The sequence below is a fragment of the Steroidobacter flavus genome, from assembly GCF_042651805.1.
Taxonomy (GTDB): Bacteria; Pseudomonadota; Gammaproteobacteria; order Steroidobacterales; family Steroidobacteraceae; genus Steroidobacter; species Steroidobacter flavus.
The window spans coordinates 1,210,527-1,228,360 of sequence record NZ_JBHSDU010000015.1 but is presented as its reverse complement, the minus strand read 5'-3'; the positions used below and the strand labels follow the sequence as shown (position 1 = coordinate 1,228,360).

Annotated in this window: 12 protein-coding genes; 7 read left to right on the top strand and 5 right to left on the bottom strand. The window is 61.8% G+C overall.

The features are described from left to right. The first annotated feature begins 35 nt into the window (after positions 1 to 35). Positions 36 to 2,642, top strand: coding sequence for a protein kinase domain-containing protein (locus tag ACFPN2_RS33000; RefSeq protein ID WP_380604713.1), 2,607 nt, complete (start codon positions 36 to 38; stop codon positions 2,640 to 2,642). A gap of 104 nt (positions 2,643 to 2,746) precedes the next feature. Further along, complete coding sequence (locus tag ACFPN2_RS32995; RefSeq protein ID WP_380604711.1) at positions 2,747 to 5,512, top strand: TonB-dependent receptor plug domain-containing protein; 2,766 nt, start codon at positions 2,747 to 2,749, stop codon at positions 5,510 to 5,512. Here the strand turns inward: ACFPN2_RS32995 and ACFPN2_RS32990 are convergent. Next, positions 5,509 to 7,023: a CoA-acylating methylmalonate-semialdehyde dehydrogenase gene (locus ACFPN2_RS32990; RefSeq protein WP_380604709.1), complete on the bottom strand. Its 1,515-nt coding sequence runs from the start codon at positions 7,021 to 7,023 to the stop codon at positions 5,509 to 5,511. The genes ACFPN2_RS32995 and ACFPN2_RS32990 overlap by 4 nt on opposite strands. A 2-nt stretch (positions 7,024 to 7,025) precedes the next feature. After that, the gene (gene aptA / locus ACFPN2_RS32985; RefSeq protein WP_380604707.1) at positions 7,026 to 8,327 is read right to left on the bottom strand and encodes an omega-aminotransferase AptA; all 1,302 of its coding nucleotides are present in this window, start codon (positions 8,325 to 8,327) and stop codon (positions 7,026 to 7,028) included. 66 nt (positions 8,328 to 8,393) lie between these two features. Here aptA and ACFPN2_RS32980 point away from each other — a divergent pair, with 66 nt between their 5' ends. The 5 genes from ACFPN2_RS32980 (at position 8,394) to ACFPN2_RS32960 (ending at position 15,744) form a co-directional block, all read left to right on the top strand. Continuing rightward, positions 8,394 to 9,341: a LysR family transcriptional regulator gene (locus ACFPN2_RS32980; protein WP_380604705.1), complete on the top strand. Its 948-nt coding sequence runs from the start codon at positions 8,394 to 8,396 to the stop codon at positions 9,339 to 9,341. Between the two features lie 215 nt (positions 9,342 to 9,556). Continuing rightward, the gene (locus ACFPN2_RS32975) at positions 9,557 to 12,097 is read left to right on the top strand and encodes a TonB-dependent receptor plug domain-containing protein (RefSeq protein WP_380604703.1); all 2,541 of its coding nucleotides are present in this window, start codon (positions 9,557 to 9,559) and stop codon (positions 12,095 to 12,097) included. Between the two features lie 50 nt (positions 12,098 to 12,147). Further along, on the top strand, positions 12,148 to 13,479 hold the full coding sequence (locus ACFPN2_RS32970) for a peroxiredoxin family protein (RefSeq protein ID WP_380604701.1): 1,332 nt from the start codon (positions 12,148 to 12,150) through the stop codon (positions 13,477 to 13,479). Beyond that, positions 13,479 to 14,441 carry a cytochrome-c peroxidase gene (locus ACFPN2_RS32965; protein ID WP_380604699.1) on the top strand — a complete coding sequence of 321 codons (963 nt, stop codon included), beginning with the start codon at positions 13,479 to 13,481 and terminating at the stop codon, positions 14,439 to 14,441. The genes ACFPN2_RS32970 and ACFPN2_RS32965 overlap by 1 nt, the downstream gene beginning before the upstream one ends. Before the next feature lie 34 nt (positions 14,442 to 14,475). After that, on the top strand, positions 14,476 to 15,744 hold the full coding sequence (locus ACFPN2_RS32960) for a dipeptidase (protein WP_380604697.1): 1,269 nt from the start codon (positions 14,476 to 14,478) through the stop codon (positions 15,742 to 15,744). A gap of 586 nt (positions 15,745 to 16,330) precedes the next feature. On the opposite strand, the gene ACFPN2_RS32955 is transcribed toward ACFPN2_RS32960, so the two are convergent. The 3 genes from ACFPN2_RS32955 to ACFPN2_RS32945 form a co-directional block, all read right to left on the bottom strand. Beyond that, on the bottom strand, positions 16,331 to 16,810 hold the full coding sequence (locus ACFPN2_RS32955) for a DUF6644 family protein (RefSeq protein WP_380604695.1): 480 nt from the start codon (positions 16,808 to 16,810) through the stop codon (positions 16,331 to 16,333). Between the two features lie 13 nt (positions 16,811 to 16,823). Then, entirely contained in the window at positions 16,824 to 17,312 is a 489-nt protein-coding gene (locus ACFPN2_RS32950; RefSeq protein WP_380604693.1) for a DUF6644 family protein, read from the bottom strand. An 87-nt stretch (positions 17,313 to 17,399) separates the two neighbouring features. Then, a complete protein-coding gene (locus ACFPN2_RS32945; protein ID WP_380604691.1) occupies positions 17,400 to 17,822 on the bottom strand; it encodes a CHRD domain-containing protein in 423 nt (140 codons plus the stop codon). Positions 17,823 to 17,834 lie beyond the last annotated feature (12 nt).

Here is a 17,834-nt window from a genome sequence, read left to right as displayed (position 1 = left end):
GATGAGCGAAACGAACTCAAAGCGGGACCGCACGCATGACCGCCCAATTGCTCGATCCCGCGACCTGGCGCCGGGTGACGGCCTATCTGGATGAGGTGCTGGATCTGGAGGGCGAGGCCCGCGAGCGCTGGCTCGCCGATCTCGAGCTGCGCGAGCCGGAAATCGCCCGGGCCGTGCGCGAGCTGCTTGCCGAACAGGACGTATTGAACGCCGAAGGCTTCTTGAATGTGTCCGCGACGCCGGCGGCCCAGTTGGTCGCGGCGGCCAATGTGTCGCTGACCGGTCAGGTGGTGGGGGCTTACACCATCGAGCGAATGATCGGTCGCGGCGGTATGGGAGAAGTGTGGCTGGCCGCGCGCAGCGACGGCCGGTTCGACGGCAAGGTCGCACTGAAGTTTCTCGACAGCAGCATCGTCCAGTCGAGGCTCGCGGAGCGCTTCACTCGCGAAGGCCGGCTGCTCGGGCGGCTCGCTCATCCGAACATCGCGCGGCTGCTCGACGCCGGCACGACCCAAGACAATCGACAATTCCTGGTGCTCGAATACGTCGATGGCGAGCGCATCGACGATCATTGCGAGCTCGGCGAGCTGTCGATTCGCGACCGGGTCCGTTTGTTTCTCGATGCGGTATCGGCGGTCGCATACGCGCATAGCCAACTGGTCATTCACCGTGACCTGAAGCCGTCGAATGTGCTGGTGACCCGCGATGGCGCGGTGAAGCTGCTGGACTTCGGCATCGCCAAACTGTTGGGAGAACAGCACGAGGATGTCGACGGCTCGCTGACCCAAATCGATGAAGTCGTATTGACGCCGGAATACGCGGCGCCGGAACAAATTCTCGGCGAGCTACCGACCACGGCAACCGATGTTTATCAGCTCGGCATGCTGTTGTATGTATTGCTGGCCGGCGAACACCCGTTGCCTAAAGGCTCGAGCCGTACCGATCGGATCAAGATTGCACTGGAGGGGCGCATTCCCCGTGCTTCGCAGTTTGCGACCGGTGCGCGGGCCAAGGCGCTGCGCGGCGATCTCGATGCCGTGCTGGAAATGGCGTTACGACCCGATCCAAAGCAGCGATACGCGACGGCGGCCGCGCTACGGGAGGATCTGCTCCGCTATTTGAACAACGAGCCTGTTCGTGCGAGAGAGGGCTCGGCGCTGTATCGAGCGCGCAAGTTCGTGTCACAACATCGGTTGGCCGTCGCGGGCTTGAGTACAGCGTTCGTGGTCGCGATCTTGTTCGGCCTCACGATGCGACAGCTGGCACAACAGGCACAACGGGAACGGGATCGTGCCAACGACGAAGCCGCGGTCGCGCGTCGTGTTACTAATTTCACGGCGGGATTGTTTGAGCTCGCCAATCCACTCATCAGCGGCACCAAAGATATCTCCGCGCGTCTGCTGTTGGATGCCGGAGTGCGCCGCCTGCAGTTGCAGCTGGACCAGCAGCGCGAGGATGTCCGTGCGGCGTTGTTGGAATCCGCAGGCAATGCATATCGGGGCATCGGTGCCTATCCCGATGCGGCCAGGCTGATTGAACAGGCGATCGAGCTGCGTCGAAAGAAGGTGGAAGCTGAGCCTGGCCTATATGCCAAGGCGCTGCTGGATCTGGCACTGGTCAAGCGTGAGGACGGCGATCTCAATCGGGCGCGTGAGTTGTTGCACGAGGCGATGGGGACACTGGAACTGACCGGGCGCGACCCTGATGTGCTGAATCAAGCCAAGGTCGAAATGGCGAATATCCTGCGCCGTCGCAGCGAGTTCGACGAAGCGGCGGAGTTGGTGCGGCAGGTGCTGGCGACTTCCGGAACATCCGCTGAAGCGCAGGCGACGCGAGGCTATGCGTTGTTGCTATCCGGACGAATCGCACTGGCCCAGGGACATGTCGACGAAGGTCTCGAGACGTTACAACAAGCGTATCGCGAGCAACTGAAGACCAACGGACCCATTGCAGAGATGACGCTCGAAGCGCAGAGCGCAGTGGCCGATGCCTTTGTCATCAAAGGCGAGCCCGCCGCGGCCGAGCCGTTGTTACGTTCGTTGGTGGAGGAGACGCGTCAACTCTACGGCGACGGGCATCCGCAAGTCAGTGTCGCTCTGAATAATCTGGCCAACGCGATTTCAGATATCCCGGAGAAATACGACGAAGCGGCCACCGTCTATCTGCAGGCCGCCGAGATCCAGCGTCGCACGCTCGGGCCGACCGCGGTTGAAGTAGGCACAACCTATAACAATCTTGGCGCGCTCTACATTTCGATGAACCGCTGGCAGGAGGCCGAGGCGTTCTACCGACAAGCGTTGCAGAATCGACAGGCCAATCTGGGCGCCGACAATCCAGACACGATCAGCACCAGCAACAGTTGGGCGCTGACGTTGAGCCGGCTCGGGCGCGATGATGAGGCGGAGCGCTTGTTACGCAGCGGCTCGGATGCGCTGATCAAAGCGCTCGGGCCGGAGCATTGGCGGGTCGGCAACGCCCGCCGTCAGCTGGCCAGGGTGCTCGCGCAACGTGGCAACTTGGCCGAAGCGCAGCGTGAGATCGACGCGGCGTGCGAAATCCTCATCAAGCAACTGGGGCCCGACCATCCGCGCTCGGTGACAGCGAAGACCCTCGCCGCGGAGATCGCTGCTAAACGTCGCTGAGCGCCATTGAGCGTCAAATGCTCGGTTTTCTCCATTAGGAGAAAATTTTGACTATTGGGATATCCATGTCCTAACCTAGCTCAAACAAGATTTTGGGGATGGTCATGGGCTACGGTTCGAAGCGCTCTCTGGTTCGCGCGGCGGTTGGCATCGCGTGTGTTTTGGGTGGTCAATATGCCTTCGCGCAGGAAGCGAGTACGGCAAATCCCGGCGACACGCTCGAAGAGCTGACGGTCACCGGCTCGCGTATCGAGCACAGCGGGTTCCAGGCGCCCACGCCGGTTTCGGTTCTCGACGCCTCGCAAGTCGAGCAGCGCGGCACCACCAACATCGCCAATGTGATCAATGAAATCCCCGCGTTCACCGGCACGATCACGCCGGCTTCCACCGGCTTGAACAGTCGCCAGAACGGCATCAACGCAGTCGACCTGCGCGGCCTGGGCACCAATCGCAATCTGGTGCTGTTGAACGGTCGTCGCGGTACGCCGTTCGATGAGTTCGGCAACGTGGACTTGAACGCGGTGCCGTCGCTGGCCATCGGTCGAGTCGAAGTCGTGACCGGCGGCGCGTCGGCGGCTTGGGGCTCGGACGCCGTCTCCGGCGTCGTCAATCTGATTTACGACGAAGATCTCGAAGGCCTCAAGTTCAACGCGCAGTACGGCCAGTCCGAACACGGCGACGCGGAGGACACGCGGCTCGCGGCGGCGTGGGGAACTTCACTCAGCGGTGGCAGCGGTCATTTCCTGCTCGCCGCCGATTACAACAAGAATGAAGGCATCGCTGAAGGTCGCGATCGGGCCTGGCAGCGTCGCAGCCCGGCGCTGGTCAACAACCCGGCGAACACCAGCCTGACCGATGGCATTCCGCAGTATTTGATTCGCGACAATGCGGTGCTGTTCATTGCTTCGCCGAACGGCGTGACGCTGCCGGGCGGCCCCAACGGCAATCTCGAGTTCTTTCCCGATGGCACGGCGCAGGAGCGTCAGTTGGGCGAGATCATGGGCGATTTCATGATCGGCGGCAGCGGCTCGCGGCTCGGCGATCGCAGCGCTATCTTCATTCCCACGGAACGTTTCAACGTTCTGGCGACCCTTCAACACGACATCGGCGATAACACCGAGGCGTTCGTCGAGGCGAGCTTCGCGCAGTCGAAGTCGACCGGTAAGCTGGTCGACGCATTTTCGTTCGGCGATGTGGAGATCACTCCCGACAATCCTTACTTGCCCGCGGACATCGCGGCGCGGGGACGGCCGCTCACTCTGTTCCGCACGTTCGAGGAAATCCCGCCGATCACCTCGGAATCCAAGAACGACAACATGCGCTTCGTGGCCGGGTTCAAAGGCGACTTCGGCAACTCGTTCAAATGGAACGCGTCGGGTCAGTACGGTCGCACCAAGTTCTCGAACGTACAGCCGCAGAATTTGCTGGTGGGCAATCTGGTCCTCGCGGCCGACGCCGTGCGCGATCCTGTCAGCGGCAACATCGTTTGCCGCGCCAATCTCGGCGGCGCGAACGGCGCACCGGGTTGCGTGCCCATCAATCTGTTCGGTAAAGGTTCGCCCAGCGCGGCGGCACTCGACTACATCACGGGTCGTGGTACGTCCGACACCGAGATCAAACAGACGGTGTTCATGGCCGATGTGGGCGGCGAGCTGTTCGATGCGTGGGCCGGCCCGTTGCTGGGCACGTTCGGCGTCGAATGGCGTAAGGAGCAGCTCGATCGCGTCGTCAACGCGCCGAACGCCAATGAAGAGTTCCTGATCGTCAATGCGCAGCCCCTCAACGGTGAATTCACCGCCAAGGAAGGGTTCGCGGAATTTGCACTGCCTGTGCTCAAGACCGATCAGCAGTCGCTGGACCTCAACGCGGCCGCTCGCTTCACCGATTACAGCACCGTCGGCAGTGTGACGACGTGGAAGGTCGGTCTGGTGTACTCGCCGGTGGAATCGCTGCGATTCCGCGGCTCGGTCTCTCAGGACATTCGCGCGCCCAGCATCGGTGAAACGTTCGTCAAGACCGTGCTGCTGTTCGGCAATGTCTCCAATCCGTTCCTCAACCCGCAAGTCCCGCCTACGGACCGCGTCGAGTCGCCGACGATGGGTAACCCGGATCTGAAGGAGGAGACGGCGAAGACCACGACGTTCGGCGTCGTGTATTCCATCGGCGGCTTCCGCGCTTCGGTGGACTGGTATCACATCGACCTGACGGACACGATCGGTACTCTGTCGGCGCAGAGTGTGGTCACTCGCTGCTTCAAGGGCGAAACCGCTCTGTGCGACTTGATCACGTTCAATCCCGACGGCAGCGGCGACATCCAGGTAGTCGCCGGCAAGAACCTGAATCTGGGTAACTTCGATTTGAAAGGTATCGATGCCGAGTTGCGTTACACGCAGCCGGTCGGCGCCGGCGATCTCAGCGTCGGCTTGATCTCCAGCTATCTCATCCACAAGGAGATCGCACCCTCCGGCGGCGCGGTGGTCGATACCGCGGGCGAGCTCGGCACCGGCTCCAATTACGGTACGCCTGATTTCAAAGCGACGCTCAGCGTCGGCTATGACCTCGAAAACTGGGGCGGCTTTGCGCAGGCACGTTACATCGGCTCAGGCGTCTACGACGCGACCTATGGACTGGAAGACCTGGCCAGCAACGAGAACGACATTGGCGCGGTGACCTACGTGGATCTTTCCGCCCACTACGACTTGTCGAACTTCGGCAACGGCGAGGTGCGGATCTTCGCCGGCATCGATAACGTGCTCGACAAAGACCCGCCGGTCATTCCGCTCAACTTCATCTCGAACTCCGCCACCAACGGCACGCACTACGACGTCATCGGTCGCAAGTATTACGTTGGCGCGCGGGTGAAGTTCTAAATCGACGAAGGGATCACGAATTCTGATCCCTTCGCCGTGCTCTCCGGCCAGCGTTGCATGATGGACTTCTGCCGCGTGTAGAAGCGGATGCCTTCCTGGCCGTAGACGTGAGTGTCGCCGAACAGGCTGCTCTTCCAGCCGCCGAAGCCGTGCCAGGCCATCGGCACGGGAATGGGAACGTTGATGCCGACCATGCCCACTTCGATACGTCGCGCGAATTCGCGCGCGACGTGTCCATCGCGCGTGTAGCAGGACACGCCGTTGGCGAACTCGTGAGCATTGATCAAGCGCACCGCGTCCGTGAAGTCTTTGACACGCACGCAGGCGAGCACCGGGCCGAAGATTTCCTCGCGATAGATTTTCATTTCCGGCTTGACGTGATCGAACAGCGTGCCGCCCAGCCAGAAGCCGTCTTCCCGGCCCTTGACTGCAAACGGCTGGCCGGAGCTCGGATCGACGCGGCCGTCCACCACGAGTGACGCGCCGCTGGTGCGACCTTCCTCGATATAACCGCTGATCCGCTTCACCGAGTCGCGAGTGATGATAGGCCCCATCTCGGCGTCCGCGACGGTGCCGTCCGCAATCTTGAGGGTTCGCGCGCGTTCTGCGAGGCGCGGCATGATCTTGTCAGCGACATCGCCAACGAGCACGGCGACAGAAATGGCCATGCAACGTTCGCCGGCAGATCCGTACGCTGAGCCGATCAGCGCGTCGACGGCTTGATCGAGATCCGCGTCCGGCATGACGACCATATGATTCTTGGCGCCACCTAAAGCCTGCGTGCGCTTGCCGTTGCGGGAGCCTTCCGTATAGATGTGCTTCGCGACGGGGGTGGAGCCGACGAAGCTGACGGCCTTGATGTCAGGGTGTTGCAGGATCGCGTTCACGACCGTCGCATCGCCCTGGACAATGTTGAACACGCCATCGGGAACGCCGGCTTGCTTCAGCAACTGAGCCATCAACAAAGACGCGGACGGATCGCGCTCACTGGGCTTCAGAATAAACGTGTTGCCGCAGGCGAGAGCGATAGGAAACATCCAGCACGGCACCATGCACGGGAAGTTGAAGGGCGTGATGCCCGCCACGACGCCGAGCGGCTGACGAATGGTCCAGTTGTCGAGGCCGGTGGCGACCTGATCGGTGAAGTCGCCCTTCAGCATGGGCGCGATGCCACAGGCGAACTCGACGATCTCGATGCCGCGCATGACTTCGCCGCGCGCATCCGATAATACTTTGCCGTGCTCTTCGGTGATCGCCGCCGCGATAGCATCCCGCTGCTCATTCAGAAGTTGCAGGAAACTCAGCAAGTGACGAGCGCGACGAATCGGCGGCATATCCGCCCACGTCTGCTGCGCTCGCAGGGCTGCATCGACTGCGGTCTGCAGGTCCTGCACGGTGCCCAGCGCCACGTCGCGAACGCGTTGCCCCGTGGCGGGATTGAACACAGGCTGGGTTCGCGTCCCGCTACTTTCGACTTGACGTCCGCCGATCCAATGCTGAAGCGTGCTCATGTTTATTCGACCTCTGCCAAAGACTCTCGCACCGTATCGATCAGTCGATCGATCTCCGGGCGCTGGACAATGAAGGGCGGGGCGATCTGCAAGGTGTCGCCGCCGAATCTTACATAGACGCCTTTGCGCCAGCACGCAAGCGCCGCTTCGAGCGGACGACGCGCCGGTTCGCCGGGCCGCGAGGCGAGCGTGATGCCGGCCGCCAGTCCGAAATTCCGGATATCGGCGATGTGTCGCGAGCCCTTCAGGCTGTGAACGGCCTGCTCGAAATAGGGCGTCATCTCATGAACGCGCTCGATCAAGTGTTCCTGTCGAAGCACGTCGAGCGCCGCAATACCGGCGGCGCAGGCCACGGGATGAGCGGAGTACGTGTAGCCGTGTGCGAACTCGATCGCATAGTCGGGGCCGCCCGCATCCATGATCGCGTTGTGAATATCGTCGTTCGCGATGACCGCGCCCAACGGCTGTGCGCCGTTTGTTACTTGCTTGGCGATGTTGATCATGTCCGGAACGACGCCGAACGCTTCGGCCCCCGTCATCGCGCCACATCGACCGAAGGCCGTGATGACTTCGTCGAAGATCAGCAGGATGTTATTCGCAGTACAGATTTCACGAAGCCGCTGCAGATAGCCGCGCGGCGGCACGACAACACCGGCCGATCCGGAGAACGGCTCGACGATCACGGCCGCGATGTTGGAGGCGTCGTGAAGTGCGATGAGATCGAGCAAACGGTCGGCCAGCTCGGCTCCGTTCGCCGGCATGCCACGTGAGAAAGCGTTCGCAGGCAATAAGGTGTGCGGCAAATGATCGGCTTCGACCGCCGGGCCAAACACCTTGCGATTGGCGCCGATGCCGCCCACCGAGATGCCACCGAAGTTGACGCCGTGATAACCCTTCTCGCGGCCGATGAGCCGCGTCTTGCTGGCCTGTCCCTTCGCGCGCCAATACGCCCGGGCGATCTTTAGCGAGGTGTCCGCGGCCTCGGAGCCGGAGCAGGTGAAGAAAACCCGATTCAGCCCGGCAGGCATGAACGACACGATCTTCTCGGCCAGCTCGAACGCCAGCGGATGGCCGAATTGAAAGGCCGGCGAGTAGTCGAGGCGGGCGATCTGCCGCGACACCGCTTCGGTGATTTCCCGGCGGCAATGGCCGAGCCCCGTACACCACAGGCCGGACAGGCCGTCCAGAATCTGGCGGCCCCGGTCATCGGTGAAATAGGCGCCGTCGGCCTGCACGATGATGCGAGGGTCCTGCTTGAAAGCGCGGTTGCCGGTGAACGGCATCCAATAAGCGTCGAGTGTCATGGGCGCATCGTCGGCAAAACCGGTACTCTTGGAAATGAGCAAACATCGCTCTTTAGTTGCGCATCCATGAAAGTAAGCCGGCAGCCTCGGGAACGCGCCATCCTCGGCCAGGTCAGCGATCTGGACCTGCGTTTGCTTCGGGTTTTCAAGGCCGTAGCCGAGTGCGGCGGCATGGCGGCGGCGGAGCTGGAACTGAACATCGGCACCTCGACGGTCAGTCGGCACGTCAAGGATCTGGAAACCCGCCTGGGACTGCGACTGTGCCGGCGCGGGCGGGGCGGGTTCGGGCTCACCGCCGAAGGCGACCGGGTGTATCGCGAGATCCTCAAGCTGCTCGGTTCCGTAGAGGCGTTTCGCGGCGGCATCGACGATATCCATCGCCGCATGGGCGGTCAGTTGGAGATCGCGCTGTTCGACAAGACTGTGAGCAATCCGGAAGCACGCATTCATGCGGCGGTGGAGCGGTTCACGGCCATGGCGCCCGAAGTGAGCTTGAGCGTGCACGTCGATTCCATCAACGGCATCGAGCGCGGCTTGCTCGACGGCACCTATCACGTAGGTGTGATTCCCACTCATCGTAGTTCCAAGGCGCTGTCGTACACGGATTTGTTTGGCGAGACCGTGCTGATGTACTGCGGCGCGCGGCATCCGCTGTTCAATACCGATAACGAAGGCTTGAGCTGGGCCAGGATCCGCAAGCTGCCGTTCGCCGGTCTCGGTTATCACTCGCCCAACATGGTGGCGAGTCATCGGGCGCGGCTGGAGCGGGCCGCGACCGGGTTCGATCAGGAGGCGATTGCGACCTTGGTGCTGTCGGGCGCTTATTTGGGATTCCTACCCGACCATTACGCCGACAGTTTTGTGAAGGCCGGGCAGCTGCGCGCCGTGCATGCCCAGCGATTTCGTTATTCCTGTCGGTTTGCTAGTGTGATTCGTCGGTCACCTGCGCCGTCGCGCGTGGTGCGGGCATTTGCCGAGTGCCTGGCGACCGCCCACCTGAAAACTTCGGCCTAGGGTGATCGGGAAGTAACAATCGCGGCGTTCGCGGTTTGTTTCCAATCCCGCTCTGTCATTCTCGTTACCCGGCGAGAACCGCTTAGAAACAAACGTTACGCGCCGGTCACAGCAATTTGTGACCGGGTATGTCGTGATCGTGTTTTGCTATTTCCACGCGAACTCTCGGCGTGGCTAGAGTTCCCGCAAGTAAAACGATACGGGAGCCTGGATTCATGACTGGGTCATTGATTCGCTCATCGCGCGTCGCGCTGGCCATCGCGGCGGTGCTCGTGGCGTCGCAAGGATCGGCGGCGGATGCGAGTGGCGACGAGCGGGCGGCGGGCTTGGAGCAAATCATCGTCACGGGGACACGACGTGCCGAGCGCACGGTTCTCGAGTCGAACGTTCCCATCGACGTTGTGAGCAACGACGATCTACGGCGAACCGCGACGCCCGATCTGAACGGCAAGCTGCAAGCGGCAATCCCGTCCTACAACGTGCGGCGCCTGCCCACCGCGGACGGTTCGATTTTCGTGCGGCCCGCGTCGCTGCGGAACCTGTCGCCGGATCACACGCTCGTGATGGTGAACGGCAAGCGTTTTCATCGTTCCGCGTTCGTAGATGTCACAGCGCGCGGTGCGCAGGCAGTGAATCTCGCGCTCCTTCCTGCCAATGCATTCAAGCGTACCGAGGTGCTGCGTGATGGGGCGGCCGCGCAATACGGTTCTGATGCGATTGCGGGCGTGATCAATTTTATTCTGAACGACGAGCCGGGCACCGACACCTATGTGCAATTCGGCGAGTACGACGGCGGCGACGGTCAGAACCTGCAGGTCGGCTGGTCGAGCGGTTTCGAGTTCGGCGACAGCGGGCATCTGAACTTCGCGGCGGAGTACATCGATGCCGACGCCACCAACAACGGCATTCAACGCCCGCAGGCTGCGTTGATTGCGGCTCAAGGCGAGCCGTACGCCAGCGCCGTGCGAAACATCGGCGAAGTCGTGCAGCGCTATGGATTGCCGGAGCAGGAGACGAAGAAGATCTTCGTCAACGCCGGTTTCAACCTGACCGAAAGCACGCAGCTCTACACCTTCGGCAGCTATGCCGACGATACCGGCGTCGCCGATTTCAACTACCGTCCGTCGCTCACTGTCACGGGTCCCAATGCTGACGGCAACGTGGTCACGTTCGCTCGTAACGGCGGCTACAACATCAAGGCCAACGGTCATCATTCGATCTACCAGACCGCGGGCACCGATGGCGTGAACACGTGGGCGGCCACCGATCCCGACTTCAACCTGCTCAATATCTATCCCGGCGGTTTCACGCCGCGCTTCGGCTCGGATACGCGTGACTACAGTTTCGTCGCGGGGCTCAAGGGCACGCTCGGCTCGAATCTCGACTGGGATCTGTCCGCGTCCACCGGTAGCAACCGGATCGAGTACTGGTTGAAGGAATCCATCAACCTGTCGTTGGGCTCGTTGTCGCCGACGGAGTTCGACAACGGCGGGCGCGAGCAGCGCGAACAGGACGTCAATCTGGATTTCGTTTATCAATGGCAGACGGCACTCGCCAATCCCATCAACGTCGGCTTCGGCCTGGAGTATCGACGCGAAGAGTTTCGTATCACGGCGGGTGAGTACGCCTCGTGGGCGGTCGGTCCGCTGCGCGATCTGTCGCCGGCGTCGAACGGCTTTCCCGGCGCGCATCCGGCGACTGCCGGTGCCTGGGACAGCTACAACACTGCGGCTTACGTCGACTTCGACGTGAACCTCACCGATCGTTTCAACATCGGCGTGGCTGGTCGCTTCGAGGATTATTCGCTGTTCGGCACGACGACGAACGGCAAGCTCGCGGCACGCTTCGAGCTGGCTGAGACCGTCAGTCTGCGCGGCGCGGTCAGCACTGGCTTCCGTGCGCCAACGCCGGGGCAACAGTATCTGCAGAACGTAGCCCAGAACCCGAACGTGAATCCGCTCGTCGCTCGCTCGGTCGATGTGCGTGCACAGTTGCCGTCGAACTCACAAGCCGCGGCTTTGTTTGGCGGCAAGGCGCTTACGCCGGAGGAGTCGGTGAATCTCAGCTTTGGCGTGGTGGTGAGGCCATTTGCTGGAGCCTCGGTCACGCTCGATGCGTATCGGATCGACGTTGACGATCGCATCGGTCTGTCCACAGCATTTGAGTTGACCGCGGCTCAGCGGCAGCAGCTGGTCGATCAGAATGTGCCTCTGGCGAATGAGTTGACGCACGTCAGCTTCTACACCAACAGCTTCGACACTCGTACCACCGGTCTCGACCTGGTCGCCAACTGGCAGGGTTCGGTCGGCCCCGGCGCGCTCGGGATCACGTGGGCGAGCAATTACAACGATACCGAGTATCGACGCTACGACCCGGTGCTGATCGACGAACAGGCGCGCGTCACTTTCCTGAAAACGATTCCGCGCTTCACGAGTCATCTGTCCGCGGATTATTCGTTGGGCAAGTGGCAACTCACCGCGCGCGGCCGGCACTTCGGCGAGTGGACTTACGTCGCCAGCACCACGATTCCCTATGTCTACGAGCAGATCGGCGCCGAGACCTTCCTCGACCTGATCGGTAGCTATCAGTTCAGCGACAGCGTCGGCATCACGGTCGGCGTCGAGAACGTGCTCGACAACTACATCCAGGAAGTCGGGCTGGTCACGGTGCGTAACAACGGTCGCAGATATCCGGGCGGCGCGCCGTACGAGAACGAGGGCCGCCAGCTCTATGCGCGAGTGGGCGTCCGGTTTTGAGCAAAGAGTGAGGAGAGCTTCAGATGTCGGAACCCGTAAGGAGTGAAGTCATGATCAGGCGCGCGGTGAGATTCGGCCAGGCAGCCGTGCTGCTGGTGGCGTGCGTATCGGCGGCGTCGGCGTTTGCCGGCCCCAAGAAATTCCCGGATGAGGGCGTGTGGCGCGGCGAGTTCACCGTCGACGGCGAAGCGATTCCCTTCAACTTCGAAGTCAAGGGCAAGGACGCGGCCGGCGCGAAGTTCTCGTTGATCAATGGCACCAGACGCGATCACTTCGTGGTCGAGCGTGTGTCCGACGATGAGCTGTCGGTGCCGATGAACACGTATGACGCGGCGCTGGCGATCAAGATCGTTGACGGCAAGCACCTCCAGGGCGAGTACCGCGACCTGGTGCCGAAGCGCAAAGGTGCGCGCAACCTGCCGTTCACCGCCGAGTATGGCAGGAGCTGGCGCTTCGTCGAGCCTTCCAAACAGGCCGCTGCGGCTGTGGATCTGACCGGCAAGTGGGCTCTGCATCAGGCGGATGACGCGGAGTTGCGCGACAAGAACAACAATGAGCGTGACAACCGCCGTAATCAGGTCGGCCTGTTCAAGCAGGACGGCACGCATCTGAGTGGCGTGATCATGACGTCGGTCGGCGATACGCGTGAGCTCGACGGCATCGTGCAGGGCAATCGTTTCTATCTGTCGCACTTCAGCGGCCCGAGCCCGCGCCTGATCAAGGGCACGGTGGACGAGGATGGCAACCTGCAGGGCTCCTCGGGCAGCGGCATTTATAACGTCGCGCGCTTTGAAGGCGAGCGTAGCGACAATGTCGAGCTGGCCGATCCCTACAAGCTGACCCGCTTGAAGGAAGGTCAGACGCGCATCGACTTCACGTTCCCGAACCTGAAGGGTCAGCCGGTGTCGCTGAAGGACGATAAGTATCGCGGCAAGGTGGTGATCGTCGAAGTGATCGGCACCTGGTGCCCGAACTGCACGGATCAAACCAAGTTCCTGGCGCCCTGGTTCAAGCAGAACAAACATCGCGGCGTCGAGGCGATTGCCATCGCGTTCGAGCAGGAAGACAGCTTCGAGTACTTCCAGAAGACGGTCGGCAAGTTCCAGAGCTTCTTCGACATTCAGTATGACTTGGTGTTCGGCGGCGTCGCCGACAAGAAGGTCGCGACTGAGAAGCTGGCGGGCTTGAACTATATGGCGGCGTTTCCGACCACGTTGCTGATCGACCGCAACGGTGAAGTGCGCGAAATCTACACTGGGTACACCGGCGAGGTGACCGGCCAGTACTTCAAGGACTACGTCACCAAGTTCAACCACGTGCTGGATGAGTTGATCGCCGAGCCCGATCCGTACTCGAACGTGAGTCAGGTCAAAGGGCCCTGATGGCACGCTCGTTCTATCAAGTGATTCTGCTGAGCGCCGTCCTTTGGGCGGCGCCAGCGCTCTCTGACCTGCAGGAACGCGATGCGGCTCGGGTCGAGCTGGGCAGAAAGCTGTTTTCCGATCCGTTGCTGTCGAGCGATCGCACCGTCAGTTGCGCGTCCTGTCACAAGCCAGAGAAGGCGTTTGCCGACGACGTGGCGTTCAGCGTCGGTGTCGGCGGCGCGAAGGGCGAGCGGAATACACCGACGCTGTTGAATGTCGGCGGCCGCACGTCGATGTTCTGGGATGGCCGCGCCGAGACGCTGGAAGATCAGGCGATCTTTCCTATCGAGAATCCCATCGAGATGAATCTGCCCATCGCCGAGGCGATTCAGCGCCTCGAGGCGAGCGCGGACTACAAACAACTGTTTGCCGTTGCGTATGAGGGCAAGATCACTCCGCGCACCGTGGGGCGTGCGCTGGCTGCGTTTCAGAAAACGCTCAAGAGCTTCGACACGCCGTATGACAGCTTCAACCTGGGCGACGACTCGGCGATCTCCGCATCGGCCAAGCGCGGCCGGTTGCTGTTCATCGGCCGGGCGAAGTGCGCCGATTGTCATTCCGGCAACGACTTCACCTCGGAACGTTTTCGCAATATCGGTCTGTTCGATGGCGCTCAGCTGAGCGATCGCGGGCGCGGCAAGGTCACCGGCAATCCTGCCGATGACGGTCAGTTCAAAGTGCCGACACTGCGTAATGTCGCAGTGACCGCGCCGTACATGCATAACGGCATGTTCAAGACGCTGCGGGAAGTGATCTCTTATTACAGTGAGCCTGACAAAGTCGTTCCGGGTCAGAAGGGGCGCGATGCTTCGATGGGCGAGCCGCTGCGGCTCACGCCGGAGGAGATCGAAGATATCGAAAGTTTCCTGCGGACGCTGACGGATCGACGTTTCACCGCCCAGGCTACGAGCGCTCGCTAACCCGCCCACTCCCACTTTACACTTCGAGGATTGTATGGACACGCATTCGGCTCTCTCTCGCTCGGTTCGTGGGCTCGCTGTTTCTCTGGCCCTGGTCACTCCCTTTGTGTACGCGGCCGGCGCTGAGCAAGCCTCGCTCGAAGCACGCGTGCGTGACATTCATTCGAGGGTGCTGACGCTCGACAGTCATGTCGATGTGTTGCTGCCGGACACGCCGAAGCGCTATTGGGGCAAGGATGGGAAGTCGGCGGCGGATGTTTCCAAGCTCAAGGCCGGCGGCGTCGATGCCATCGCGCTGGCGATTGCCGTGGGACCTGGACCGAGAACGGCTCAAGGCGATGCGGAGGCCAAAGCCGAGGCCGATGCGAAGGTTGCGGCCATCCAGGCTTTCGTTCGTGACAATGCCAGCGAGGTGGGGTTTGCGAAGACGGCCGCTGATGTTGAGCGCTTGCATGGTGACGGCAAGATCGTCGTCATTCCCAGTTTTTTGAATGCGCGCTCGCTTGGCGGCAAACTGGATGGCATCGATAGGCTGTATGAGCAGGGCGTGCGCATCTTCGCGTTCACGCACGCTGGCAACAACGCGTTCGCCGATTCGTCCCGGCCGTCTGCTGGCGAGGGCGTTGAGCACAAGGGGTTGTCGCCCTTGGGTAAGCAGGCCGTGGCCAAGCTCAATCAGTTAGGCATCATCGTCGACGTGGCCCAGCTCACGCCGGATGGCGTGTTCCAGGTGTTACAACTGACGAAAGCCCCGGTGATCGCCAGCCATTCCGCTGCCCGGGCGTTGGTCGACAACACGCGCAATCTGAGCGATGCCGAGCTCGATGCGATCAAGAAGAATGGTGGCGTCGTCCATGTCACGCCGTTCAATCCCTACATCGCGAAGCCACCCGCGGACTACGCCGCCCGGATGCAGGCTGTGCGCGATCAGTATGGGGTGAAGGGTCAGTTCGATCCGGTCCGGAACAACTACACGGAGGGTACTGAGAGTCTGTCGAAGGAGCGCAATGAGCAGTACCTGAATGCCACCGCGACAGTTCGACCGGTCGCCACCCTGAAGGATTACATCGATCACATCGACTACATCGCCAAACGCATCGGCGTCGACCACGTCGGCATCGGCACGGACTTCAACCACGGCGCGGGCGTGACCGGCTTCAGCAACGAGGCCGACGCACTCAACGTGACCCGCGAGTTGGTGAAGCGAGGTTATACGGAAGAGCAGATCGGCAAGATCTGGAGCGGCAACTTCCTTCGCGTGTTCCGCGAGGTGGAGCGGACGGCTAAGGCACAACGAAGTTGAGTTGCCGATAAAGAGCGCCGGTAATGTGTCTCGCCGGTGCCATGATCAAATGAGGCCCCAGCTATCGGCCGGCAACGACCCGCTGAGGCCATGATCAAATGAGGCCCTAACTATCGGCCGGCAATGACCCGCTGATGCCATGATCAATGAGGCGCCAACTATCGGCCGGCAACGACCCGCTGAGGCCATGATCAAATGAGGCCCCAACTATCGGCCGGCGATGACCCGCCGATGCCATGATCAAATGGGGCCCCAACTATCGGTCGGCAATGACCACGCCGGCCCGAGGATCAACTGAGGCCCTAACCATCGGCCGGTAATGAGCCGCTGACGCCATGATCAAATAAGGCCCCAACTATCGGCCGGCGATGACCCGCCGATGCCATGATCAAATGGGGCCCCAACTATCGGTCGGCAATGACCACGCCGGCCCGAGGATCAACTGAGGCTCTAACCATCGGCCGATAATGAGCCGCTGACGCCAGGATCAAATGAGGCCTCAACTGTCGGTCGGCAATGACCACGCCGGCCCGAGGATCAACTGAGGCCCTAACCATCGGCCGATAATGAGCCGCTGGCGCTAGCGTCAGATGAGGCCGAGCCATCGGCCGGCGATGACGACGCCGGTCCAGAGCAAGAGCGACGCAAGCGCGAGCGCGCGGGTGACGATTGTCGCGGCACTGGCGTGAGCGAGACCGCTGGCGAGGCGGCGAGTTAGCCATGTGTGTGAGGCAAGGGCGGCCGCGAGCAGGCCGAGCTTCACTGGAAATAGCGGGTTCGTGTAGTACTTGAACGGTCCCGCGGCCACGAGCAGCAGGCCTGAAACAGTGACGAGCGCGAGGCCGAGATACGCGACCGGTTGCAGATTGCGCACGACGGTCGCGGGCGGCAGCGATCGGAGCGTCAGGCCAAGTGCCGATAGATGCGTGATCAGTACGGCGCCACCAACCATCGACAACGCAATGATATGCAGCGATTCAGTCGCGGCGAACGCGGCGGTGGATTGATTGAGGTAGCTACCAATCGCAGTCTCGCCGAGCCAGACGAAGAAGTCGTAAAGGAACATACGGAGAGCGCGCTCAGAAGTAGGCGATGAAGCGGCCAGTGACGATGACGGCGGTCCACGAGACCAGGGAAGCAGCTGCGAAGGCGCGGGCGCTGGCGGGCGCTTCGCGAGCATCGCTCCAGCGGACGGCGTGACGGAATGTCGTCGCATGGAAGAGGGCGACATTGATCAACGCGATCGCCAGCAGCCCCAGCTTCAGTTGCATGAAGAAGTTGGTATAGATGCGCGCCGACTGAGCGGCGAACAGCAATCCACCGCTCACCAGCATCACACCGAATCCCAGCCAGGTAATGGGCAGCAGCGAACGGATGAGTTGTTCCGGGGCGGTGCCTGGGAACAGCACGCGAAGCAACGTGAGATCGACGATGGCGATGGCGCCGGCCAGCAGAATGGTGCCGACGATATGAAACGTCTGCAGCACCGGAAACAGAGTTTCGGACTCGCGAATCGCGGTGGCGAGCGGCGAGTCATACAGGTGCTGAATCAGTACGGAGAGGGACATGCCAGTCTTTGATTATCGCGCGGCTCGTGGCCGCCGCGGCGTTTGCAGGGTGGGGCGCAGCCGCGAGCGCGGCTGCGCCAGGAAACATCAAGGCTTGAGCTGGGCCCGAATCTCACCGCCCTTGTTGGCGGCGCTATGCACGTTCACGTACAGATTGCCAGCCTTGTAGGCGGCGTACTGTTCGTCGTTGAGCTTCGAGCCTTCTGGCACGCTCCACTCGGCGTCGCTCTTCTTCACGAGCGTGATGACCGGCGGGCCGTTCTTCCCGACCGGTGCGAGATGAATATGAGCGGCCACACCTTCGACACCCTTGGTCGTGACACTACCGGTCACGGTCTTATCGTCCTTGATAGTGATTGTGCCGGTGCCGCTGGCGCTGGTCGTCACGGCCGGCACTTCCTCAGCGCCTGACAATGTCACCTTGCCGTCCGCGGACGCGATGCCGCTGGCCAGCGCCAGCGCGACCACGATTCCACCGAAACCCAAAGCTTTTTCATTCTTCGCGAGCATGAGACCTCCGCC